Below are 26,087 nucleotides of genomic sequence, written 5' to 3'. Positions count from 1 at the left end.
AATCTAGCATGAGCAGTATTATGTAGATATCACCCAGTTGAGAGCCTTGAAAGATTAGCTTTTTGTATAGCTCTATACTAAATTCCAGGAAATAAAAAAGCCGAATGGATTGTTCTCATCCACTCAGCTCATAAGTTTATTCTACAATAATCTTTATCGTATCACTTTCCGTTGTTCCACTTCCATTCATAAACTCACCGCGATATTGATAGATGCCAGGAGATTTCCCTGAAATTTGTGTAATGGCCGATTGAGCACTTGGTGTTTGTGAAGATAAAGATTGCGTTTCAATAAGTTCGCCATTTTCATATAATCGATACTGTTCTGCGTTCGCGCCCCACCACATATTAGCAGTAATACTATAGTCGCCATCTTGATCCCAGTTGTCACTAGACAACACAGGTTTGCCGGGATTCGCCTCAGCCACGGTGACGGTGTGTGGATCACATGAAGTCGTTCCATACAAATTCGATAACTCACATGTATACACATAGGTTCCATTCGGCTTTACTTGAATAGGAGTAATGGAAGTCTGGGCGGCTGGCGAAACATCGGCCAGTGACTTCGTTTGGATCAATTGACCATTCTCGTACAACTTATACAGTGAGCCATTGTTTCCCCACCACATATTCATTGTAACCTCATAATTGCCATCATTTATACCTGTCGCAACACCGCTATTATTCGAAAGTATCGGTTTACCTGGCACCCCATTTGCAAGCAATTCCGGGCTAACGGAATGCCGTTCGAACTTGACTGCATCAGCCCTCGTATAAATCATATCGGCAGGTAGAGTTGGCGGATCTACCGTTGTCGGAGTAACCCTGGTTAGACGAACGTACTCGCTGCCGTCTCCAGTAAAGTCGAACGTTCCTAGATTAACCCAACCTGATGAGCCGACGGTTGCATCAATATACGTAACCTCGGTAACCGACTGATGCTTCACTTCCACTTTGACATAGTTATCATTTGCCGTCGTATGGACGAGCTTGTAAATGGAGACCGTATATTTCCCCTCTGGGAACTGGCCTTTCCACGTCGCTGATGAACCTTGAACGGTAGAATAACGGGACTTAACCCCAATTTTGTATCCAGCTAAATTGCTTTGGCTCCAAGATCCTTCTGTCGTGTATAACCCAGTCGTATTCGTGCTGTCGACAATAACCGTTAAGTCCCTGATCGCAATTGTCATATAAGGTGTTGTTAAGGTCACCCCGTCAATCGTTACAGTGGCCCATACCTCAATATGATCCGTTTCTCCGTCGAGACTTAGAAGGGTCAACATACCGCTACTGTCCACTTCAGCCAGATCGGTTCGATCAACGAAATACTGCACATTTGCCTGTGATAGATCACCAATCAGACCGTTATCCAAATAGCCGGTTACGCTTAGTTGTGCGGTTTGAGTCATTTGCAGTTCACCCCGATCCGACAGGATCACTACAGACTCCAATTGCGGCATACTGTTTGGATCCACCCACATCATCGCATCGGCAACTACCCGTGACTTGTTGGCCTTATTGGTTAATTCGACATATCCGCTATCGCCTGCTGCAAAAGGATAATCTCCCAGGTGCACCCAAGTCCCATTGGCCGTTGTCTCATCAACGGTAACCGTCTCGGAGCCTCCACTATAATAAACGGTAAATGAGGCATTCGTTGCCCAATTTTCACTTGTAGCGGTTATTTGCGGAAGCTTGTAATACACACTGTAAGTAACACTTTCCGGCAGCTCAGGCCGCCATTTAATTCTGCTTGTCGCTGTGCCGGCAGTCGATTTGGCGTACACATAGTTATCATAGTAATAGTCGTTAGCCGTTGTATCCCGTATCCAGACGCCTTCTGTCTCTGCCTCCGTATTATCCACAATGATCGATGAACTCTCCTGCCAATCCGGTTGAACTGGAGTTTCTTGTACTTGATCAGGCAAATAGAGTGTCCGCTTGCGGGTCTGTTTCCCATCCGATTCCACATAATAAGTGAAGGTTTGGGATAAATCGTTTACCCGTATCGACCATTCCATCGGATAGATCGTATCTGGAATGGTTGTATACGTTACTCCGCCATCCAAGGAATAATGGATCGTCGCTGGTTTTGTCGTTTTTGCCTGCACATAAGCATCATAGGCCGTTTCGTCGGGCTTGACGATCAGCATACCTTTAACCGCATCTATTGGACTGTGGATATCGAAGAAATAGCTTGCAACCGATGTATCAGCAGTTCTGACCTGGTGCAGCGGCACATCAATGTTGAGTCCTTCTACAATGATAGCGGTTATTCCCTTGCTTGAAACCGTGGCTTGAATGATTCCGCCACTCATAACCGCTTGCTCTGGTATGCCATTGTCGCGGATGATGGTTACGGTATAATCTTGTGCCGGGTTGAACCCAATGATTTGCGCATTCAATTCGATCGGAGTCTGGACTTCAGCTGATGATTCGTTGCTTAACCCGATGTAGAATTTGTTCCCGCTCTCTCCCGTTATCCAGTTCAATTGAGGATGGTTGGTCTTGATAATCCCCTTGGGCATCCAGAGCCAAACGCCGGAATTACCGTAAAAATTCCCTGGTTTATTTCCATAGAGGTGATATTTGAACCATAAAAAATTAGTTTCAAAAACAGAAGGAAATGTAATACTACCATTCGATTTCAACGTTTGTTCGCTGATCAAATAATCCATCGTTTGCCCGAGCTGTCCCGGGATATGGTGATAATAGATGGATGTAGCCCCGCTTGGGCCTTCCAGGGGAAACTCTGGCTCAAGTTGGCTAACGGCGAAGCCCTTATAGTAATAACCTGGATAACTAGAATATCGTCCAATAACTGCATTATGAGCAATATCCTGCAGCAGTTTATCACCTGTATAGAGCGACAATCTCAGCATGAATGGAGCTTCCTGAGCATTCATCCGATAATAGCCAGTTGTACTTCCCGCTTCAAACGTCAATCCATTGGGAGAAACAAGCCAACTATCCGCTTGTAAGCCTCCGGCTACATCTTCTGGGAGCTTGATCCGAGGATATTGATATTTACCACTTTCCGGCCAATGGAACGACTCCGCGTAATTATACGTCTCAGGCTGCGGAATCGTAACGCTACCTTCAGGAACCGGACGAGCAACAAACATCGTTGCATACCGTTTGGCTTCCTTATAAGCGGCATTCAAGTATTTGGGATCCTGAGTTTCCTCGTAAAGCTCCAAGATCTCCATCCACAGCTTGCTATAATAATAAATGAACTCATTTTTACTCACATTGACGGATGCAGGCGTATCAATATGCTGCATGATATAGCTGTCGGCTGCATCCTTGGCAGCCTGTAAATACTGCGTATCTCCCGTCATACGATACATCATCAGGGGTTGAATGACAGGACCCCGGTCTTTCTGGTCAGGATCACGCACGAGGTATTCTTCCTGTGCCAGTGCTCCAATTCCTGCCGAAGTACCCATCATCTGATTGAGAGCGGTTACGCTTGAAAAATCAAACGGCAAGGTTGCCATTTTCCATAACGACGGCACACCGTATACTGGCTTTTGCGTAGGCGACCAGCCTATACCATTTCGCGATAAGCCATACTGGACGGACGGCAATGCTCTCGTATCGTAGAGCTGGTCATCCCCAGTCAAATAGTAAGCCCCCAAAAGAACTGCATTCGAGCTTGTTCGAACGCTATCCTCGTTTTCGATGTCAATAAAGCCCTTGGCACGGCTCCACCACCCGCTGGGTGACGGGACATAATCAACAGAGTCATCCCCTTGCGGCTCTATCTTAAGTAAATCGATCATATTGAACATCGCGTCAGTAAGCGACTGATCTGATACATTTTCCCGGTAAGCAGAATAACCGTACTCTTTGCGAAGAATATCCGCGTAGGACTCATACAATTTGCTTTTTTGAGCGATTAGTCCCATATGAAATTGATAAGTGCTTTCTGCGTTCATTTGAGAATAGGTCCCTAATTGAGGAGCGTACAAGATTGGCTGCACGCTGCCTTCGTTGTTGACAAGGCTCATGCCAAGCCTTTGCTTCGTAACGCCTCCCGTCGGTTCAAATTCAACCGGAAGCTCATCCGACGGTACAAATACCCCATATGTCAATGGATTCCCCGAACCGTCATTCTTCTCAATTAGACTCATCGGAGCGCTTAGTTCCCTTAAGCTTGTTGATTCCACTGAACCTACCATTTTGGCGTGTGATCTAAAACCATTTAACACTTCATTGACGTCTGAGATTTGCTCTGTTGTGAAGGACTGATAACCGATTACATAATTGCCATCCTTGCGAGGTGTAAAGGCGAAGGAAACATCAGGTTTGTCCCCTGACATGGACCAGTTCACTTGTAAATCGTAATCGCTTTCATGTGAAGAATCGGTTAATATCGCCGTGTGGCTGTCTGGGAAATTGATCTCGTCGAATGTAATCCAGCGTTTGTTCATCGTATCGTAATAATTGGTTCGACTCCCCGCATTCCCATCCAATAAGACCCATTGTTCTTCAACTCTTTCTGCCACATTATTGACAGGCACCCAGTTCCCCGTATCCTTGTAGAACATATCACGAACGATGGTTTTGCCTTCATCCCAAGCAGCTTCATAAAAGGTAGCCTTATAGCTGGCATTCTCGATGCTGCCTTTTTCCGTGTAACTGAGATTCGCCAATGTACGGCTGCGCAGCGGAGGCAACGGTGGAGCTTGCTGCCGTATATTCCCTTCAAATTTGACCGCATCGGCCCGCGTAATGATTTTTCCGGTCGTAGGTTGTGTTCGAGTCAGTCTGACAAATTCGCTATCATCACCACTGAAATAATAGGACCCCAAATCAACCCATCCGGCCGATGGCCCCGACGAGGGTCTCAGATCCATAAACATGACATCCGTAATCCCATTGTGAACAATTTCGATTTTAACATTACTGTCTGCTTTATCCGCCCAATCAAGCTTGTTGAATGAAATTTTCGCCGTCCCTGCTTCTAATCGCGGATTCCATGTGATGCTTCTTCCTACTGCATCGGTAAATTTGGAACTGGAATTATTATATCCCTTCACTCCCGTACTTGTAGTCCAATCAGGAGCGGAGAACCCGTTATTTGCGTTATTTACATCAGTAGTGACGACATCATCAATCGTGAGGCTTCCATCATCAATGATGATCGTCTTATGAGGCTCTTTTTGCTGAATATTCCCTTCGAACTTGACCGCATCTGCACGAGTAAGTATCGTGCTGGTTGTGCTGGTAGACCGAGTTAATCTAACGAATTCGTTACCAACTCCGGAAAAATAGTACTCTCCCAAATCAACCCATCCCACAGAATCGCCAAACGAAGGTCTCAAATCCATAAAAAGAACATCCGTCGTTCCATTGTGGACGATTTCAATTTTTACATTGCTATCCGCTTTATCTTCCCAGTTAAGCTTGTATAACGAAATTTTCGCCGTTCCCGCTTCCAATCGTGGATTCCATGATATCGTTCTGCCTGCTGTACTCGTATATTTGGAGCTGGAGTTATCATACCCCTTCACCCCTGTACTTGTGGTCCAATTTGGAGCCGAATATCCGTTGTTCTCGTTACCCACATCAGGTGTCACTACATCATTGATCGTGATGCTCCCGTCATCGATAATAATCGTCTTATACGGTAAGGTCTCTGCATAAGCGGTCCTTATTCCGTCTAGGCTGAAAGGAACTAATATCGTCACGATGAAAACGATTAAGAAAAACAGCTTCCTTTTTATCATACAACTCACAGCCTCCCTTAAGTTGATAACGCTTTCAAAATAATAAAACCCTCCTTTGTTCGAAGATCATAAAGAAGCAATCAGCCGTATTCTTCTGGCTAATCCCGCTCCGTCGTTTTTATCATAGCATGTCACATAACTGTGAAATTTCTTTGATTTCAAGAATTTCTTATAAGATTTTAAGCAAGAAGAAACGACATTGTCTTCCTTTAAAAAGAGACCTACATCATAACTGGCTGCTCAACTGCAGTCAGTATGATATAGGTCTTTCAATTGGAGAAAACCTTATGATTAATTATAATGGCGGCTGCACCAATAACAACTTCCCAAGCTGGATCACCGTTTGATCATACCAATCTGGATGCTGCCGAACATGCTCAATACTTCGTTCATTGCCGCATGCCTCAAATACAGCCGCTTTGTCTGTCTTTTCGGTATCGACTTCGAAGCGCACCGTATGTTTCCCATTTGGGAGCTCCGGCAAGAATACATACTGATTACGATTATGATCGTTGTGTAGTGTGAATCGATCGACAATAAAGGGTTCCCCACCATCCACCGACACCTTCAATCTGCCAGAATCAGGCCCCCCGATATCGAATAACCCGATATGGGTTCCCTCGAACTGCACCGTAATAGCCTCTCCAGGATCGACTGCTCGCCACAGGCCGGGGAACAACCAATTGTACTCGCGTACTAAAGCACAATCATCGGGAGTCATGTAAGACCATCCTGCGGAAAAATCGGTAAGACTATCCAATGGCAGCATGCTCGCATATTCCCAAGGATTAGCCGGGACCAACGGATTCTGAGGTAAGTGATGTACTGACCTTCCTGGATGATCCTGAAGTTCTCTAATTTTCTCAAATGACCGGGTGATCGTATCCGTGTAAATCTGATGTCCTTCGGGAATAGTCGGATGGATCGAATCATGTGTAAAAACAACGGCTCCGGAAATGGACACGTCTTCCCTTGAGGTGAAAACGAGTTTTCCCTCCGACACCAAGTGACTGACCGCTACGCCCAGATGAATCGAAGGAATACCGTAATAGTCGGCCACTTCCTCTTGCATTAGAGCCCCCTTCTGGTATTCTCCAGACTGAAATAAGGCCACATCCCGCTCCTTCAGCGTATAAACGAACAGGATATCAGTAAACCGGCTCCGCTTGCGGATCTGACGGACAATCCCTTCGATCCGCGCCTTGGATTCGGGATCTCCGCCATCATTACCGACAAATTCAACAAATACTAGATCAGGCCGATGACGCAGTACATCTGTCTCCAAACGGGCACAGCCCAAATCCGATCCTGTCCCATCAATGCCTGCATTCACAGAGCGGATATCCGCCTTAGGATATTGCTTACGAAGCCAATCCGCCGTCATAACCCTGTAGCCTTCAGAACGTGTATTACTGCCGCCGAAATAGACGATTGTTACGGTATCCCCATTTTCCAATTTTTGAATTATATTGGGGAGCCCTTTACGAGGGAATAATTCCTTCATCGTGACTTCACCTGTCCTCATTTATCGATTTTAGGAGCAAACAATTTCACAGCAAACACTTCAAAATAAGGCGAACCATAAGTTGCGCCGAAATTAATCCGGATTCGGGTTACACCGTTCGCATCTATCTTATGTTTATTCAACGTGAGATAATTTCCACGAGTTATGATTGTCCTCTCGGTTCCGTCTTCTAAGGTCAAGGTCATATCATAATCTTGGATAAGGGACTCAATCGGGTCGTTGAAATGCTCCAAATCCAGCTGCGAATTAAAAACAAGATGGATTTCGTCCAGATTTTTGGGGCTTGCAAAACAGAATTCCAACCATTCCTGTCCTTCCGAATGTTCAGAAATCCAGCTATTCGGTTGGCCATAAGGTCTGGAGTAGCCATTGACAACATTCTCAGGACTATACATATTCTGAGCTGGCACCAGGTCCTTAAAGCAAATGCTCTTATTGAATTTCTTCAGCCTGGACGGCTCTTCCGGCCTATAGTGGAAGCTGACCGCTCCTGTCAATTTCTCTTCATTACCGTATATGGCAAGGCTCGCCGTGCCCTCCAGTATGATGTAGATTTTGTCGTCAGCCGGTTTCTTGCAGTCCAAGTCTAGCGTAATCCAGTCGTCATGACCGGCTGTAATAACCAAGTGGTAGTCTCTCAACTCGCTGGTTGGAATGTAGTTTTCCTTCCGTTCCCCGCCAAAAAGCTTCACATGTAGAGTTTCCGAATGCTTGGAGCTATTTTTAATTTTGAACCGTACGCTTTCAGCCACGGATGTCTGAATCGGCAAGACCAAACATAACCCTTTCTCCAAGGAAATCTCTTCGGTTGGATGAAGATTGTCATAGCTGCGCTGAGACGAGGCACGAATAGTTAATCCGTCAGCGAAGTAAGAATCCAATTCCTCTTGAAGGCCTACAATGGTTTGTCCGTCTCGAAGCAATAACGCCTGCAGCTCCCCCATATGAGCTTCGACTATAGCAGCAGGGTCTACCTCGTATTTCGAGCACAACGAAGCAGCTGTTCCAACCGCCTGCCCCATACAACCGCAGGTTGCCATAACCCTTGTAGATCCGAAAGCCACATGGGTAGCACTTATATTGCGACCAGCGAACATGAGATTAGGAATATTTCGTGAATATAAACTGCGGAAAGGGATATTGTACAATCCAGGCACGAAATTCCAAGCTGTGGCCGGCCCCTCATCGTAGATGCCCTTATTAGCATGTAGATCCATGTACCATCCACCGACCGATACAGCATCTTCGAAATGACGCTTTGCTGTGAGATCGTTCTGAGACAACATGTGATCCCCAATAAACCGCCTCGACTCCCGCTTTCCCGGGATCGGGCATACATAATCCAAAATGAGATTGTCTACATCATCAAATTCACCGCTATTTTTGAGATAATCCCAAATCCCGTATACCAATTTCCGCAGCTCTAACGCGATGTCTTCATTATTTTTGATAATATCCATATGTCCGCCGTATTCCAGCCACCACAATCCGCCAAGCCCGTTGATTTTTCTTGGAAAAGCCCGATGATTTAAGCCTTTTCTGATACTATCGAAAAAGGTCAACTTCGTAATATCATACGCAAAGCCAGGTCTTTTGTATGGAACGGAATATCCTACGTCACGGGCTTGAAACAGGATCGTATCGCCCATGGTGTAATGGTCCGCCACTTCAGGAGCCAATTCTTCCTTGTATTCATGTTTCGCTTCTCTCCCCCATCGGAAGAGAGCACCTGCCTGATATCCGACAACTCCATCTCCGGAGCAATCGATATAGGTTCGGCTTTCAAAACGAAATTTCCTTTCGGAAGCCAATTGAAGACCATCCACCCATTTAATTCTGCCGTTCTCCATGCCCGTCTCATGCACGCATGTATTCAGAAATAGAGAAATGTTAGGCTCAGCATAGACCATATCCAACAAGACCGTATCCGAAAGCGAAAGCATCAGCTTCTTGTTGTATAACGGATTATAGTGGAAAATCTTCAACTTGAGTTCTTCCACCAACCCTCCTTCACGTGCATAATAGGATGGACTGTTTCCGAGATAAGCCGACCCGTTGATATGAACCCTGACCTCGCTGCTCGCATTTCCCCCAAGAACCGGTCGATCATTAATAAGTGACACTTGCAGCCCTTGGCGTGCGGCAGCAATGGCAGCGCATATCCCAGCAATACCTCCGCCGACGACGGTTACATCTGCTTTAATAAGCTCCATTTTGATAACCTCCATGATTAGATCCTTCTATCATGGTAATCCTTTTGCTCCCTTTTTTTTTACATGATTTCGCGAAAAAATCACACATTTTTTGCAACCTTAATTGGATTCATACCGTGTCATTTTTATCCGATATTGCTTAGGAGTATCACCCGTATATTCTTTAAATAATTTACAAAAATAACCTTCATTCACAATTCCTACTTCTTCGCACAATTCCAATATAGAATAATCCTGAACATTTAACAGCTCGAGAGCTAACTGGATTTTTTTACGATTGATGTAGCTGATAACGCCTTCGTTCATTGTTTTTTTGAATAAGCTGCTAAAATACGATGGAGCTAAATTCACTTCCTCGGCAATCGCCTCGAGCGTTAATCGCTGTTTCAGGTTTTTCTCTATAAACCGCATAGCACTCATGATTTCTATACGATGTAAAAGTTGGCCGGCGTGTACATATTCGAAGGTAAAGTCGCCAATATAGGCAAGCTGCTCCCGAAAAGCTAAAAATTCTATGGGAAACTCTGCTACTTCCGCGGCCAACTTGTTCCCCGATTTAAACTTCACAATAATGTCTCTGTACAAATCTCTTAACATAGGCGCCATGATGGACTTATGGATTTTATGGTCCGTAACAAATTGGTTCAGATCAGCAAATGCTTTCTCCAGCTCTTCCTTGGAAACCTTTCTTTTCACCCCAGCAAGAAAATCAGCCAATTTCTGCTGAAATTCTTCTTTTCTGTCATTATGGTAATGGAACCGATGCATGGGTGTTTTTACTACTTTCTCTGTATGATAATAGAAATCATCACTCACATTTTGTGCTTCCGTGTAAGCTTGTTTGATGGATTCCCAGCCTCGGTGTGGACCTCCAAAAGCGACGGATACCCTTTGATTCAAATATTGATGCAAATGGGAGACGATCTGCCCCCCCAATGTCTGGCAATCATATTCCGTTTCCAGATCACTACGATTATTTTCCCAGGATAGAAAGCCAATAAACCGATTATCGGATAGATCCGCAGCTACACCACTGCCACCATTCATCACCGTTTCTTCGATTATATTTGTAATCGCATACCTCAATATGTTCTGATCAGACGCTGAATAATCATTTCGGAAACTTTCATACATATTCATCTCGACAATGAAGCAGCGATAGTTGGCTTGAAAGAAATGAAACTGCATACGATTGGCAAAATCTGATGCCCGATGAGAAGGGATTTCGCCTCTGATAAGCTCGTTAAAAAATTGCTTGCGGACTCGATATTTATTTTCAAGCACGGATACGTTTAAAGATTGAAATTCCGCTTCTTTTTTCTTAACTTCATTTAAAATCCCGGCTGCCTTATCTAAAGCTCGATCCAAATCCGCATCTCTGAGCGGAACCTTAACAATGTATTCCAATACGTTGGCTTGAATAGCTCTCTGGGCGTATTCAAAGGATGAATAAGCGGTCAAAAGAATGAATTGGGTATGGGGAAGCTTTGGCTTTAGCTGCTCAATCATGGAAATCCCATCCATTCGCGGCATGACGATATCAGATATTACGATATCCGGCTTAAGCTTTACGATCTCCTCTATCCCCTTCAGCCCATTATTCGCTTTTCCCACTAAATGAAATCGCTTATCCCTAAGGGAGCGCTCGTGAAAAAACAATTCCAATCTCTGAATGATTAGATCTTCATCGTCAACAATGAAGCAGGTGTAGTCTCTCATCATCATGCATCTCCTTTAAACAAGCCTGCTGGGAATAAGGCGCGAACCCGGGTTATTTGCTTAGGTATGCTTATGATTTGGAGCCCGAACTGTTCTCCGTAGTGAAGTCTGATTCGGTCATGAATATTGTTTAACCCGATTCTTTTCCTTTTCAATTCCACATCCCCCGGTTCTGAAATTAAAATATGCTTTATTTTATCAGTTGGAATTCCCTCGCCCTGATCAACTACTTCTATGATGACGTTGCCACCCTCCCTGTACGCATGAATAGTAATAGGGCCTTCGATCCCCCCTCCGTTATAACCATGGAAGATACTATTCTCCACAAGGGGCTGCAACAGCATTCGAAAAACCGGAAAATCTATTAGCCCTGCTTCGATATTTTCGATTAATTGGAAGTTTCGGTTATAGCGGATGTTCTGGATCGCGATATAGTCTGATACATTCTGCAATTCCTGACGCAGTGATACCTTCTCCGAAGCGTCAGCTATCCCATATTCCAATATTGAAATGAGAGACTCGATCACCACATCTACTTTCTCTATTTGTCCGAGTCGTATGACATTACTAATAGAACCAAGCGTGTTATACAGAAAATGAGGGTTTATTTGAGACTGCAGCACTTGAATTTCCAGCTTTCGTTCAAGTTCGTTATGAAGCTCTGCTCCCCGAATCAGTTCCACAATTTGCTGCAGCATACGATCGAATGCTCGGGAGAGATCTCCAAACTCATCATTTCGGTTAATCGATATTGTAGTTGTGAGGGAGCCTTGCTCCACCCGCTTCATTTTTGTTTTGAGTGCATAGAGCGGGTTCCTTATATATTTGGCAATAAAGAAGGAAACGAACAGACTTAAGAGAAAACCAGCAGCTAGAAGCTCGATATAATAGGTTTCCAATCTGGATAAAGCAGCTTTCAAGCGTGATTCATCGTTGATTGAGATGATGGTCCAGTTGAATTTTTCAGTCGGTTTTTTTAGAAGGGAAACTTGAATCCCCTCCTTGGTGTGCAGTTGAAGGTTTGTTTCTGTAGTATCCAGAATTTCTTCTGCTGACGTTTCACCGATTGAAAAAGTATGATCTTGAACATTCAGGGGGCCTTTATTTTCCGAAAATCCGGCAATGATTTTTCCCGATGCGGTGATTAGAGCCAAATTCATTTGTTCTTTTTTATTAATCTTGAACAAGGTATCTTCAATGGCATTTAGATCTAAATCTACTGCAATGGCCATAGGAAACGGAGCACTGTTCAGATATCGGACCATCGTAACTGTCCAGCCGGAATATTTAGATTTGTAAGGATCACTGACAAATGTAATCCTTCTATTCTTGTCAGCTGCATCAAACAATGGTTCTCTTTCAGCTAAAGGTTCATCAAATATTCGGGTAGGTGTACTTCCGCCTAGAATAGATAAATCGTTTTTGATCAAATAAATATTACTGACGTAATTACTGTTGAGTTCATAGAGCTCTCTTAATTGCTTTTTAATCACGTCCGGATTGTCAATGTTGGCTTTCACCGATGACTCGACCGAGAACAGCATCGTCTGGAAGGAGGAAAAATTAACTGTGAAATACTGATCAATCTTATCAAGTATTTGGTTGGTGTAATAAATGTCAGAGGTTCTTATTTCCTTTTGGACATAACGATAAGACAATTGGCTTATCAAGATTATGCAGCTTAATACAAATGCAAACACGATAAAAAATAGTTTTAAAGGCAAGCTGATTCTTCTTCGCATCGATCATCTTCCTTTTAAATCTGTAATAAACAAATAATAGCATATGATAAGAAGAAACGCCTTCGGCGTCCTTTTTAAGGACGATAAGCGTTTCTTCGAAAAATAGAAGGATAAAGTATAAAGTAAAACTTATACTTTCTTATATTTCAATAAAGAGAGGGGCTAATTATAGCCGCTCTCTTCGTTTGATTTACTTGATTAAGCCTGCTTCTTTAAATTGCTTGATTACTGAGTCTTTATACTTCTGCATGTCAAACTTAGTTTCCAATGTATTGAGGAAATTGTCCCAGTTCGAAAGAGGTTCTTTGCCAGTCATAAATTTGACCAAGCTTTCATTAATGTAGCGTTGGCGGTCAGCAGCCAATGAATCGTTCGGGTCTTCAGTTAATAAATTTCCGGGCAACGTAGCCGCCACGTATTTCTGATTGTTCTCAAAAGCTTCTGCCGTCTTAGGATTCTGAAAGCTGAAGTACTCAGCATCATCACCACGACGCGGCATTCTATAATGATCGACCCATAAGTACTTTTCTTTCATTTCCTTTGATAATTCGGAGGTTTTATTTTTGATCTTGCCGTCTACCAAATCCCAATGAATCCCTTTAATTCCGTATGCAAAATTCGGATATGCTTCTTTGTCCGTAAAGAGATAATTCAGCATGGACAAGATCCGAATGATTTTGTCCTTATCCGCTTTCTTGGATATGGCCCATGAATTGCCTTGGAACGATTTTCTCTCTACAATTTGATCACCATAAGGACCTGTCATTGGAGGAATGACGATCCATTCCGGCACCTCTCCACTGATTTCTTTCATTTTTTGCTGATAATCCGGTTCCAGCCTGCGGGCATCTCTTATCATAAAGCCAACTTTACCCTTAAATAACTTTTGGTCCAATAAATCGGGAGTATTCATCGTCACCCAGTCTGGATCTACAACTTTAGCTTCCATCATTTTATTGATATAAGCGAGTGCTTCTTTCATTTTTGGGTCGGTAAACAGGAACACTGGTTCATTGTCTTTCACATCAATGGCTGAGGGAGGATTGACACCAAACATCCACATCAAACTATCGAAGCCATAGGTTTGCAGATTGCCTTCTTTATTCATACCGCCTATGAATCCGTACGTATCATTTTTACCATTGCCGTCCGGGTCTTTCTCTGTAAAGGCTTTCATAACTTCAAATAGCTCGTCAGGTGTTGTTGGCACTTCCATATTCAGCTTTTTCAGCCAATCATTACGGATAAAGAAGCTTCGACTAATACCGTTTACGTTATCATAACCTGGAACTCCAATGGTTTTTCCCTGATAGGACATCGCCTCCCAGGAGTCGTTGCTAAAACGTTTCTGCAATTCAGGAAATTGATCCAGATACGGTGTCAAATCCGCAAGAACGCCTTGGTCATAATATTGCGCGAGATCAGCCCGGCTCTTCAAAAAGATCAAATCTGGAATATCTCCGCCAGCAATGAGCGTATTTAATTTAGTCGTTGCTTGCCCTGATTGAGGAATCATCATTTCTAAGTCGATATTTACTGCTTTCTCCAACATTTGGCGTTGGATATCTTCTTCACGGGGAGGAATCGGAGCAGCAGCATTGAAAGTTCCTTGGTTAAACATCGAAATTTTCAATTTGGTTTCAAAGGGACTAGACTGGTCTTGTGAATTACCCGAAGCTGTCGATGTAACCTCTTTTTGTTCCCCACAGCCTGACAATACTGTTCCCACACCGACCATTGCTGTCAGAATAGCAAATGTAATCGCTTTACGTTGCATAATGACCTCTCCTTTGCTTCTATATTATCACGGTTTCCCCGTAACAACTCAGGTTGGAATATCTTTTTAACCTTTAACCGATCCCAAGAGCACACCTTTGGTAAAATGCTTTTGCATAAATGGGTAAACGATCAAAATCGGAACTGTAGTCACGACAACTGCTGCCATTTGTATAGCGAACGTACTAACAGCTCCGGTATTGGCAAGCGAATCAGCACTTTGTGTTGCGACGTTAAGCAGGATGTTGCGCAAGATCACTTGGAGCGGCATTAAGTTGGAATCATTGATATAAACAATAGCATCGAAGTAACTATTCCAATGCCCGACTGCGTAAAATAATGAAATTGTGGAAAGGACGGGCAAGGACAGAGGTAAAATGATCCGCCATAACGACTGAAGTTCACTTGCACCGTCTACCCTCGCTGATTCCTCGATTTCAGCGGGCAATTGCTCGAAAAAGCCTTTAATGATCACCAGATTAAATGCACTAATGAGATTTGGAATGATCAATACCCACGGACTGTTTAGCAATCCCAGAGAGCGGACTAGTAAATAAGTCGGAATTAATCCTCCCCCAAACATCATGGTAAAGACAATGAATAGTAAAAATGGGCTGCGACCCGGCAAATATTTTTTGGATAACGGATATGCCGCGATTACCGTAAAGAACACATTAAGAGCAGTGCCCACAATCGTTCGAAACAATGTAATTTTATACGCCTGCCCAATACCATGAGAAATAAATACTTCTTTATAGGCTAGAAAGGTAAAGGTTTCTGGTATAATAACAATTCCTCTTCTTAGCACTTCCGATTCTGGTGTTACTGAAACAGCAACCACATATAGAAAGGGGAGTAAGCAAAGTAGAGCTAGCAAAATAAGAATAAAATAAACGAATGCTTGCCAGACCTTTTCTCCGATTGTCAAATTGATCATTTTGATAACCACCTCACCAAATTTGCCCATCGAATTTTTTGGCGAGCTTATTCGCTGCCAACACTAAAACAAATCCGATGACCGCTTTAAATAATCCCACAGCAGTAGCCAAGCCAATCTTAAGTCGCTCGAGGCCTTCACGGTATACCCATGTGTCGATAATGTCGATCTTCTCCTGATTAAAGCTGTTGGCAAACATGAATATTTGGTCAAAACCAGCATCCAGAATATGGCTTAATTTAAGGATCAGCATCAGAATCATCACGCCTCGAATGCCGGGAAGTGTTACATGCCATAGCTGTCTCCACTTGGAAGCGCCATCAATTCTAGCCGCTTCATATAAGCTTGGATCGATTCCTGCTAATGCTGCAAGGTACAATATCGCTCCCCATCCAATATCCTTCCATATTTCAGATAAGATGATCAGCAGTCTGCCCCAGGCAGGTTCCGTTAGGAATGAGATGGGTTCAACTCCAGTTTCCTTCAATATCATGTTAAAAAGACCATCCCCTGGGGCTAATAATGCCACCATCATTCCATAAACAATGACCCATGATAGAAAGTGGGGTAAATAAGTGATCGTTTGAACGATTTTCTTAAACCATTGGGTATAAACTTCATTGAGCAGCAAAGCAAGTATGATAGGAGCTGAGAAACCGAACAACAGCTTATACAGGGATATGATAATCGTATTTCTCATGATGTCCCAGAAATAAACGCCGTTCATAAAATCTGTAAAATTTCTAAATCCCACCCATGGGCTATCCCATAGTCCCAAAGCTAGGTTATAGTTTTTAAAGGCAATAATGATTCCCGCCATAGGAATGTATTTGAATACGGCAAAGTAAACTAATGCCGGGAACAAGAGAGCGTACATCACTTTATACTTTTTTATCGTCCTTATCCATGAGTTCCGCTTTTTGGGGAGGGGAATGGCGTCCGCTGCCAATTTTGCTTGCATATCATCACCTCGTCTTTATTTGTATTTGTATAATAGCATCCCCCTATTGGATAAATTTCTGTAATTTCAAGAATTTCTTATAAGATATTAAGTAAGTACAGCCTTGGATAATTCCAATACAATAGGCATGATTGTCTTGCATTAAAGCTCGTACAATAACTCTGACTCGAAAGTTTGGGTATAGACTAAATACAATCCTGAGTTCCCAAATAAAAAAAGCCCCTAAAAAAATTGGGCTTAATTAATGGTCAGTTTCTATATAATGCATCCACGTATTTTATTTTCCATTACTAAAATAATTACCACATCATCAACCGTCGCTGCATGCTCTTCCATTAGATGAATGGGATAAATCAATAATGCTTATGACTGAGTCAAAATTCCTTTAACAAACAATGAGACACTATGCTTGTAGAACTCTTCCTCGGTGACGAGTTGGGATTGATATTGCCGGTGAATCAGCTCACTCATCTGAAATCCGTAGCACATCGAGAGAAAAGACATTGCGACAAGACGCTCATCCTGTCTGGCGATAACTTTTTTCTTCTGCAAGCGTTCAAAATATTCAACCAGCAAGGAGTGAAGCTTTGCCGGCGGATCGGCGAGCATTCTGTCTAATTCGGGAAGCATTCCTTTGTCGCGGATGCCAATCAAAATGATGTCCGCATTTTTATGGAAAAACAAACGGTACTGCTGACTTACATTCAGCAGATCGACTTCCGGATTATCGGTCGCTTCCTCTTTTAACAGCTTCTCAAATTGCGGAATATCCGAATGTCTTTCAATGATGGCTTCCAATATGCCTTGCTTGCTTCCAAATTGCCGAAAAATCGTAGATTCATTGACTTTAGCTTCCGTTGCAATGGCTTTGGTGCTTACTCCCCTATAGCCATTCTTTTTGATGAGTTGTGTCGCGGCTTCAATGATTCTGTCTGAAGTTTGCATTGTATTTCTCCTTTTGCATATGTTAATCCTATTCTACTACAAGTTCTGCATATGCAGCAGGGTCGGGGTTCATCATTTTGATAAACGTTTTTTAAGGCAAATCGCTTCTTTTTCCCAGCGGCTTGGTTCCGTAATCTTGACATGATCAGGCACCAATTGCGTGAGCGTGCCTAATTTATCAAATGTAATCTGGATTCGGTCAGAGGGCAACAGCCATTCTTCGGTCTCGATTGCGCAGCAATCCGGTATCGTCCCCATTCCTATAATCGTGCCCGGGAGCGGCGTGAAAACTTTGAGAACCTCCTCCATCACTTTTGCAGGGTGTGCAGAATACTCGGATGTGCTCCCCTTCCAGTGCAGTCTCTCCCCGATGCATACATTCACATCCAGTACCAGCGGATTGTCGATTTCATCCGGCGTAACCAGAAATGGCCCTATGCCTTTGCTGCGATCAAAATCTTTGCAGCGCGTCGGTCCGGTCAGCCCCTGGAAATCCGGCCATTGCACATCACGGACAGTACTGTCATTAAAAATAACATAACCTGCAATGCAGTTCTCCATCCCTGTAACAAAGGCCAGCTCCGGCTCAATATCCAGGTAGGAAGAGTACGAAGGCCAATGAATTGTATCTCCATCGCCAATTAATGCATTATGGTTACATTTGTAATAACTGAAAGTTACTTTATTCGGATCTTGCTGGAATTTTTCAGCGATTTTTTGTTTAAGCTCTTCTCTTTCCGGCCCTGTATATTCTCTTTGCAGCAGATTTACGCCAGCATTTCTCAGATGTCTTGGCGTCAGCCCGAAATCGATAAGCGCAGCCGGATTTGGAACTGGCGGCAGCAGTTTTACCGCTACAATCGGGCAGATTTCATTTTCATTAAATTGATGCGACTGTTCGACAGCGTATTGCATCAATTCCTTAGCGGCATCATAACTTGCCGGCAAATAATGAAGATAGCTGTCCATACTTTCAAGACTGTCAACGAATGTTCCCTGCTTTTTCATGATTGCGGCAAAAGACACGACAAATTTCTCGTTAATTACAAGCCCAAACAAAGGTTCCTGGGATATTTTGGTTTGAAAGGTTACTAGCTTCATGTTGCAGCGCCTCCATACATGTAGTGTGATGTTGTTCTGTTACTATCATATCGTACAGCATAAATGCATGCAAGTACATGCTTGCATTTATGTTTTCCACTCTCTATAATAAAGGCATGCTTTACCCCAAAAACATATACGTAAAGGAGAATTTTTATGAAGTATGGACGTATTATCCAAAAACCTCGCGTTAAATTTATTGAAGTCGCAGATGGCGTCTTTGCCGGTATTTCGCCGTATCGCGGGATCAGTTGGGCCAATGCCGGGTTCATCAACAAGGGTGAAGGGCTGGTGTATGACACGTTCTTCGATTTGTTCCATGCGCGGGAAATGCGGGAGGCTTTTATGGAAGTAAGCAACGGCGGCTCTCCCGCATATGTGGTGAACTCGCACTATAACAGCGACCATGCCTGGGGAAACAAAGTGTTTGAAGATGCTTGTATTATTATGCACAAGGAAGCCTCCAGAGAGCGTCTCACCGAAAATATCGCTTGGATGGACAGCGTCATTAGAAGAGGAAAGAATTCTCCGGAATCGACTCCGGGCGAGCGGTTTTTTGCAGCGGAATTTGAAGGATTTGACCTGGAAGGCGTAGAATGGGTGCTCCCGAATATTGAGATAAAAGACGATATCAACATCCGTCTTGGCGATACGGAAGTTATGATTTACAACGTAGCTCCAGCCCACTCTGATAGTGACTTACTGTTGTGGATGCCAAAAGAAAAAGTGCTGTTCGCTGGCGATGTCGTATTTAATGGTTGTACGGCATACAGCGAAGAGGGAACCCTCAATTGGGTTAAAGTGCTTGATCGCATTATTGATGAAATTAAACCCGAAATCGTTGTTCCAGGGCATGGCGCCATTTGCGGCTTGGATTTCGTAAAGGAGCAGAGAGACTACCTCTTGAACCTGATCAGCGAGTTCAACAAGCATTACAATGATGAAATCGATTCCTTGTCTCTGACCAAGCAAATGGATATTTCCCGCTTCCTTCATTGGATTCAGCCAGAACGCTTGTATGTTACAGTGGATATCCTATTGAAAAGCAAACGAGGGTTACCACCCCTTCCAGTTTGGAACGAGGTGCCTGCTAAGCTGGAAGACATGAAAGCTTTTTTGGCTGGAAAATATGACAATCAGATCAAGCCATGGGACCCTATGAGTGTTTGGCAAGAATAGCAATTTACAGCTAACCTATGAAAAACAAAAAAACGGCCCATCGCAAATGATGCGAACAGCGGCCGTTCTTTTGCATTGTTCCATGGAATTAAAATCGGTGCTTAGAAACGATTATGATAAAAAATGAAGAAGGACTATGGTTTACTAGAGGGGAATCCCCCCAATTGGATGGGAGGAGATTCCCGTTGTTGTTGTATTTATTATTCCAAATAGCCTTCGGCAAGTTTCATTAGGGTTTCTTTGCTTACTTTATTTAGGTCACCCCGTAAAGTATAGGCGTATTTCACCTTTTTGTCTGGGCTCTCATATACCCATTTCAGCTCGTGCGTCTGCGAAGGAGCAAATTCTGTATGCAGCATTTCTACTCCCTTCACTTGAACCTTCTCCTGCTTAAATTCAACCTTCTCGTCAATATACATTGTAGGATCGCTCTTTCCACTCAGATTAGTGATATCAACCCCGATTTTATCTTCGCCATTTTGATACGTAGCAAAGAGAAGGAAAAACTGATCTGTCATTTCAACCGGCATCATGGCATATCCCTGATTGGATTCTTCCGCCTGCCTTCTCAGCTTTTCTGCCATTTTCTTTTTTTCTTCCGAAGAAGGAGGATTCACTTCCTGAGCATTTTTAAAGATTACGTCCGCCTTTTGGAATGTATAATTTCCATTGATGTTGTCTGCGATCTTAATGGATTTATCCGTAATCTTATCGCGCAATTGAGATGGATCATGGAAGATCGTCAACTTTGTTCCAAGATCTGTTTGATGATTCGGGTTATTGGCAACCATATAGAACAGCCCAGCTTCCCCGTTCTTAAGCACCTTTTCCATCAGTTCAAAAAATGCCTTGAACCGCGCTGCCTCATCTTTCGATTCTGTTTTTTCGTAATCTTTCGTCGATTTCGTTTCATATACGACTTTGCCATCCTTATTGGTCAAAGAATGATATTGAACTGCCGCATAACCCGTGGAGGCCATTAACATCATCCCTACACACGCAGTCAGAACAACTTTATATTTCATAAAAAACCTCTCCTTTTCTTTTGGCTTAGCATGTATTATTCTCATTACTTTTCCTGTCAAGTCGGCGTCGGGAATGCGCGCGTCATCAAACAGTTTTTTCAAATCCCGATCCCTGTCCATATTCATACACTCCCACTCCCTTCACTTGAGCGTAATACTTTCGAAATTTTGCAGATGTACGTTCGTACCTTTTACGAAGGCTGGCGCTGTTTTTACCGAGAATCAATCCAATCTCCTGATAGCTTTTATCCTCGACACAACGTAAGATTAACAAATTACGCTCTTCCGCCGATAATTTTGCCATGGCCTGATGTACGGATTCATCAAAATAGTTGGCTTCAATATGCAAATCGACTTCATTATTTTCTTTCTCATCTTGGTAAAAGAAAGGCAAATATTTCACCAACTTTCGCTTACGGAGGATGTCGATACATTGATGGTAGGCAATCTTGTATACCCAGGCGCCAAAATCCATCTGATATTGGGTATATTTTTTCAAGGTGCGGAAGGTCTTCAAAAATACCTCCTGTGCGTTTTCCTCGGCTTCGGCATAATTGCCCAGCATGTGATAACAGTAGAGAAAAATCGGCTTTTGATAAATCTCCATGATTTTCTCGAATTGTTCTGTGTTCCCATCCAACACATCTGCAATGATCTGATTTAACTCTGTATCATTCAAGCTGTCTCCCCCCTTTCACTCTATACAACGAAGAGCTCAACCTAAAATGTGACTGCAATAAAAATCATTACAATCTAAATCGAGCTTCGCAAGGAGCTTGTACGATCCTTTTCCGTAAACCACCTATCAGATTAGTGCAGTCCGCTTGATTTAATAATTACGTTTCCCTTGTACAGTCTATCTTTTTTTAACGCTCTATCTGTCTATTTCACTTCTATATATTTTTACATATATTAACATTGTGTTTAAATCTATTGAATGGAGTGATATAAATGAGTCTTTATGTACAAAATAATACCTCTAACTATATTTGGCTTGCTATTGCTCACTATGATCCGACTTGTAGCCCTACCACTTATGTTAAAAAGGGTTGGTACCGATTAGTCCCAGGCAGAAGTTCACTTATAGTAACTGGATCATCCGCAAATCAAAGTTACTATTATTACGCGTATGACAATTCCGGAAATACGTGGAGCGGTAATTTCTACACGTATATTCCTAATGCAGTCTTCAACATGTGTTGGATAGAAAGATGCCAGGGCACAGGCTGTAACAGGGTAGGTTTCCGTGAACTCAAAGTTGGGAATTCTCAGAATTATACTTTAACTTTTACGAATAGAACCAATAATTCATCAAAATTAAGAAATGCTATATTGTCAAAAAAAGGATCTCTGAAATTCAAATTGGATAGATCGAGCATAAGAAAGTTACCCGGTAAGGTGGGTAAAATCGGTAGGGTTATTAGACCTTTGCGAGGCTTATAGAATAGGTTACTTTGAAAACAAGGCGAGGGTATAGTTTTTAGAATTTATCAGAAGCAACCTGTAGAACTGTTTCCTGCGGGTTACTTCTGATTTTTTTAAGTGAGATAGTTTCAGGAGATGAAGTTTAGGGAAGTCAGGTCACTAAATCATCAGTCCTCAACTTCTCCGATCATTTGCTGTTCGATTTGTTTCATCTCATAAAAATAGCCTTTTTGCCCCATCAACTCCGAATAGGACCCCGTTTCGACAACCCTGCCTTGGTCCATGACCACAATCTGGTCCATCTCTTCCAATCCGGTTAGCCGATGACAAATCAGGAGAAGCGTATCATTAGCCGCCTGTGCGTAGAGATGCTTCAAAACATGATGCTCTGTCACATAATCCAGCGATGAAGTGGGTTCGTCCAGGAGCCATACCCGTCCTTTGCGGAGCATCGATCGCGCCAGAGCCAACCTCTGCTTCTCGCCGTCTGACAGATTCTCCCCTTTTTCATACACCATATCGGTCAACGATGTATCGGGCAGCTGCATTTTTGCTAGCACATCCAACAATTGTTCGTCTGCATGTTCTTCTCCATTCAGCAGCAGGTTGTCCCGGATCGTTCCCCGGAAGAAATGACTTTGCTGAAACACTACAGTAGCCGTTTGCCAAATGCTCGTTTCATCCAGTTCCTTCACCGAAATGCCGTTTAACCGTATATCACCGGACGTTGGTGTTCGCAGCTTGAGCAGCAATTCGATAATCGTTGATTTTCCTGATCCACTCGGCCCGACAATCGCCGTTTTGGAACCAGGTAAAATGTGCAGGGATACATCCCTGAGCGCCGGTCTCCACTCCCCTTCATATTGAAACGTAACATCGGATAGCTCCATCGTAACGGCATGATCAACAGACAAGGTGCCACCTGGCTGCGAAGACTGCTCATCAAAGGTCTGAACTGTTTCCGTCAGTCGTTTGGCTGCGTGTTCGCTATCCTCTTTATACGCGGGTAATGTGGCCATAGCCGCCGCTTCTTCAAATACGGTTTGTGATGCCATGACCAGCATGGCAAGAAAAACGCCTGCAAGCGCTCCTTCCATAATTAAATAGGCGCCAAGCGTAAGCACTCCCCAGGAAACGAAAAACGTAACAAAAGTGTGCATCGACTGCCCGCGCAGCAGTTGCCCGGCTGCTCGTTGCTGCTCAGCTGCCAATACAGCGGAAGCATGCTGGAGATGCTCCTCCCGTTGTGCCAATTGACCATATACTTTTAAATCCCGGAAACCGTACAACACTTCGGTAACTTCCGTGGACAGCTGCGCCCTCTGCTCACGAACGCGTTCATGTATTCTCCGCTGCCCGAGTAACACAATTCCCGGTACAACGAATGCCGTTACCAGCATACCTATTACAAACAAAACGGCAATCCAGATCGAAAAGGTAGAAGTAAACAGCACCGTAGCCAAAAACACCATGACGACCATGATCGGAGGATAAGCGACTCGCAAAAAATAATTTTGCAAACTTTCCACATCCCCAACGATCCGCGCAAGCAGATCCCCGCTTCGATTTTTGTTCAATATACCAGGCGTTAAAGGAATAAGCTTGGCAAAAAAGGATGTACGTAAACGGCTAAGCATGGAGAATGTTGCCCGGTGAGAATACAAGCGTTCTCCATAACGACTCGCCGCCCGAAGCAGACCCAGCAGTTTGACCATGGAGGTGAGTACAATTAAAGTATAAAGCGGTGGCGCAAATACCGTTTGCGAAATCAGATATCCGCTCGCAGAAAAGAGTGCCACACCGGCTATGCCGGCGATAAATCCACCCAAAATCGAAAGAATGATATCCTTGCGCTCCTGAATCATCGCCTTTGACAGAACAGCCAGTTCATTCATGAGGATATCCCCCCTTTCCGCTCTACATCAATCATCTCGGCATACTGAGGCAGGCGCTCCAGAAGCTCGTCATGTCGTCCCGAGTCCACCAACACTCCATTGTCCATAAACAAAATCTTGTCGGCTTGTTGAATCGTATATAATCGGTGAGCTACCGTAATCATTGTAGCCGTTTTTGCCAGTTTGGCTATGGAGCGTTGCAGTACCCGCTCGGTGTGCAAATCCAGTCCAACTGTGGGTTCATCAAACAAAATGATAGCAGGACGCTTCAAAAAAGCGCGTGCTAAGGCAAGCCGTTGCTTTTCCCCACCAGACAGTCCCCGGCCTCCTTCACCAACAAAGGTATCAAATCCATGCTCTAATTGGGCTGTAAGCGCAGCGAGTCCTGCTTCTTCCCCCGCCCGCTCAATTTCTGCTCTGGAGATGCTTCTACGAGCACCAATCGCAATATTTTCAGAAAATGTGCCTGCAAAAATATACGGATGCTGTGTAATGTAGCTAACATGTTCGAACCATTCGGTTTCATCGTATTGCGAGAGTGGACTTCCATTCACCAGAAGCGTTCCCGATTCTGGTTTCAGCAGACCGGCAATGAGATGTAGCAAAGTCGTTTTGCCGGAACCGCTTTTACCAACAATGGCAATGTGTTCTCCTGGACTAAGCTGGATCCGCCCCGTCTTAAGCTCGAAAGAATCTGGAGCATACTGAAACCGGAGTTGGTCAATTACGATGGACGGCGGTATTAAAAGGTCTCCAGAATGGGTGAGTTCCAATTTGCTTATTCTGTCGGTCCTATCACCGACCTTATCCATGCTGTCGATCTCGTCGATTCCATCGGTTGTTAATGCGCCTTCAATGCCATTAGCGTCCCTGCTCCCCCCTGCCGTTTCCTCAAGCATCTGTTCCACCTTACGAACCGCACCCATACTTGTCCGGCCACTGTGAAAGGCCGTTCCCGTATTCTTTAACAGGTTGTAAAACTCGGGAACGAGCAGCAAAACGAGAAAGGCGGTGTGGAAGGTCATAGCTTTGAAAACGAGCAACTGGATGGCCAGTTCAAGAGCGACAATGCCAATGCTAAGCATTACGATCGATTCCAGCATGAAGGTATTCGTAAACGCAATCTTCAAAATGCCCATTGTGGCATCACGATAACCCAAGCTACTGCGCTCGATCTCCTGTTGCTGACGGTAAGCCCGTCCAAATATTTTCAATGTCACCAGTCCTTGAAGAGAATCCAGAAACGTCCCTGAGAACTCAGCCAGTTGCGCATATTTTTCTTCGGATTTGTTCTTCGTTTTCAGCCCTACCAAAATCATGAACAGCGGGATGAACGGAGCAGTAAACAATAGAATGAAACCTGTGTTGGCATGTTGGATAAATGTAACGACCAAAATCAGAACCGGGATGATAGCAGCTTCCATCATACGCGGCATGTATTGACTGAAATAACTATCGGCCTCATCCACAGCATCCAGAGCAACACTGACCTTTCCTCCCGTCTGTCCACGAAGGGTTGAAGGCATGGAGGCATGAGTCAAGTTTTGCAGCACGGCAGCGCGCATATTTGTCTTAGCAGTGGCAGCCATATGTAAGCCAACTATACCGTTTCCATAAGACAACAGTGTGCGCACAGCCATAACAGCTAGAAGTATGCCAAGCAACAGGATAACCGATGAAAATGAAGCTTTCTCGACAAAAATCCGTTGGACTGCTTCAGCAAGCAGTCCAGCCTGACTCACAATAGCTATACCAAGCGCTAGTGAAATGATTGCGAGGAGAGCCATGTTTTTCCTTTGTGAAGACATTTGTTGAGAAATCAGACTGGGTTTCCTCTTCACAGATCACACCTCCTTTATCTATAGGCTTGTAGGAAAACCTCAAACATAGCGTAATGGATTAATCAG

General features: G+C 43.8%; 16 protein-coding genes. 2 read left to right on the top strand and 14 right to left on the bottom strand.

Annotated features, from left to right (window positions below; all coding sequences use genetic code 11):
• Positions 1–136: 136 nt before the first annotated feature.
• The 10 genes from NST40_RS15775 to NST40_RS15730 form a co-directional block, all read right to left on the bottom strand.
• On the bottom strand, positions 137–5,737 hold the full coding sequence (locus NST40_RS15775; RefSeq protein WP_342409695.1) for a chitinase N-terminal domain-containing protein: 5,601 nt from the start codon (positions 5,735–5,737) through the stop codon (positions 137–139).
• Between the two features lie 295 nt (positions 5,738–6,032).
• Positions 6,033–7,241: a GDSL-type esterase/lipase family protein gene (locus NST40_RS15770; RefSeq protein WP_339810210.1), complete on the bottom strand. Its 1,209-nt coding sequence runs from the start codon at positions 7,239–7,241 to the stop codon at positions 6,033–6,035.
• 17 nt (positions 7,242–7,258) lie between these two features.
• Positions 7,259–9,490, bottom strand: coding sequence for an FAD-dependent oxidoreductase (locus tag NST40_RS15765; protein ID WP_342409694.1), 2,232 nt, complete (start codon positions 9,488–9,490; stop codon positions 7,259–7,261).
• A gap of 84 nt (positions 9,491–9,574) precedes the next feature.
• A complete protein-coding gene (locus NST40_RS15760; RefSeq protein WP_342409693.1) occupies positions 9,575–11,200 on the bottom strand; it encodes a response regulator in 1,626 nt (541 codons plus the stop codon).
• Positions 11,197–12,936: a histidine kinase gene (locus NST40_RS15755; protein WP_076277368.1), complete on the bottom strand. Its 1,740-nt coding sequence runs from the start codon at positions 12,934–12,936 to the stop codon at positions 11,197–11,199. The genes NST40_RS15760 and NST40_RS15755 overlap by 4 nt, the downstream gene beginning before the upstream one ends.
• A gap of 190 nt (positions 12,937–13,126) precedes the next feature.
• Positions 13,127–14,713 carry an extracellular solute-binding protein gene (locus NST40_RS15750; RefSeq protein WP_076277367.1) on the bottom strand — a complete coding sequence of 529 codons (1,587 nt, stop codon included), beginning with the start codon at positions 14,711–14,713 and terminating at the stop codon, positions 13,127–13,129.
• 66 nt (positions 14,714–14,779) lie between these two features.
• Positions 14,780–15,649, bottom strand: coding sequence for a carbohydrate ABC transporter permease (locus NST40_RS15745; protein WP_036677077.1), 870 nt, complete (start codon positions 15,647–15,649; stop codon positions 14,780–14,782).
• A 13-nt stretch (positions 15,650–15,662) separates the two neighbouring features.
• Positions 15,663–16,610, bottom strand: coding sequence for an ABC transporter permease subunit (locus NST40_RS15740; RefSeq protein ID WP_036677080.1), 948 nt, complete (start codon positions 16,608–16,610; stop codon positions 15,663–15,665).
• A gap of 363 nt (positions 16,611–16,973) precedes the next feature.
• Complete coding sequence (locus NST40_RS15735) at positions 16,974–17,555, bottom strand: TetR/AcrR family transcriptional regulator (protein ID WP_076277366.1); 582 nt, start codon at positions 17,553–17,555, stop codon at positions 16,974–16,976.
• Between the two features lie 72 nt (positions 17,556–17,627).
• A complete protein-coding gene (locus NST40_RS15730) occupies positions 17,628–18,656 on the bottom strand; it encodes a fumarylacetoacetate hydrolase family protein (protein WP_342409692.1) in 1,029 nt (342 codons plus the stop codon).
• Positions 18,657–18,812: 156 nt separating this feature from the next.
• On the opposite strand from NST40_RS15730, the gene NST40_RS15725 reads away from it, so the two are divergent.
• A complete protein-coding gene (locus tag NST40_RS15725) occupies positions 18,813–19,835 on the top strand; it encodes an MBL fold metallo-hydrolase (protein WP_342409691.1) in 1,023 nt (340 codons plus the stop codon).
• Positions 19,836–20,035: 200 nt separating this feature from the next.
• Here the strand turns inward: NST40_RS15725 and NST40_RS15720 are convergent, their stop codons facing one another.
• A complete protein-coding gene (locus tag NST40_RS15720; RefSeq protein WP_076277363.1) occupies positions 20,036–20,860 on the bottom strand; it encodes a hypothetical protein in 825 nt (274 codons plus the stop codon).
• An 85-nt stretch (positions 20,861–20,945) separates the two neighbouring features.
• Entirely contained in the window at positions 20,946–21,539 is a 594-nt protein-coding gene (locus NST40_RS15715) for an RNA polymerase sigma factor (protein ID WP_076277362.1), read from the bottom strand.
• Between the two features lie 272 nt (positions 21,540–21,811).
• Between NST40_RS15715 and NST40_RS15710 the strand changes: the two genes are divergently transcribed.
• Positions 21,812–22,303 carry a DUF1036 domain-containing protein gene (locus tag NST40_RS15710; protein ID WP_076277361.1) on the top strand — a complete coding sequence of 164 codons (492 nt, stop codon included), beginning with the start codon at positions 21,812–21,814 and terminating at the stop codon, positions 22,301–22,303.
• 149 nt (positions 22,304–22,452) lie between these two features.
• Here NST40_RS15710 and cydC read toward each other — a convergent pair whose 3' ends face one another.
• Both cydC and cydD read right to left on the bottom strand, forming a co-directional pair.
• On the bottom strand, positions 22,453–24,180 hold the full coding sequence (cydC, locus tag NST40_RS15705) for a thiol reductant ABC exporter subunit CydC (protein ID WP_342409690.1): 1,728 nt from the start codon (positions 24,178–24,180) through the stop codon (positions 22,453–22,455).
• Positions 24,177–26,021, bottom strand: coding sequence for a thiol reductant ABC exporter subunit CydD (gene cydD / locus NST40_RS15700; protein WP_076277359.1), 1,845 nt, complete (start codon positions 26,019–26,021; stop codon positions 24,177–24,179). Before cydD ends, cydC begins: the two co-directional genes overlap by 4 nt.
• Positions 26,022–26,087 lie beyond the last annotated feature (66 nt).

It is taken from the genome of Paenibacillus sp. FSL R10-2778, assembly GCF_038593035.1.
Lineage (GTDB): Bacteria > Bacillota > Bacilli > Paenibacillales > Paenibacillaceae > Paenibacillus_AQ > Paenibacillus_AQ odorifer.
Note: the sequence above shows the minus strand (reverse complement) of the source record. Positions and strands in the feature narration are given on the sequence as shown.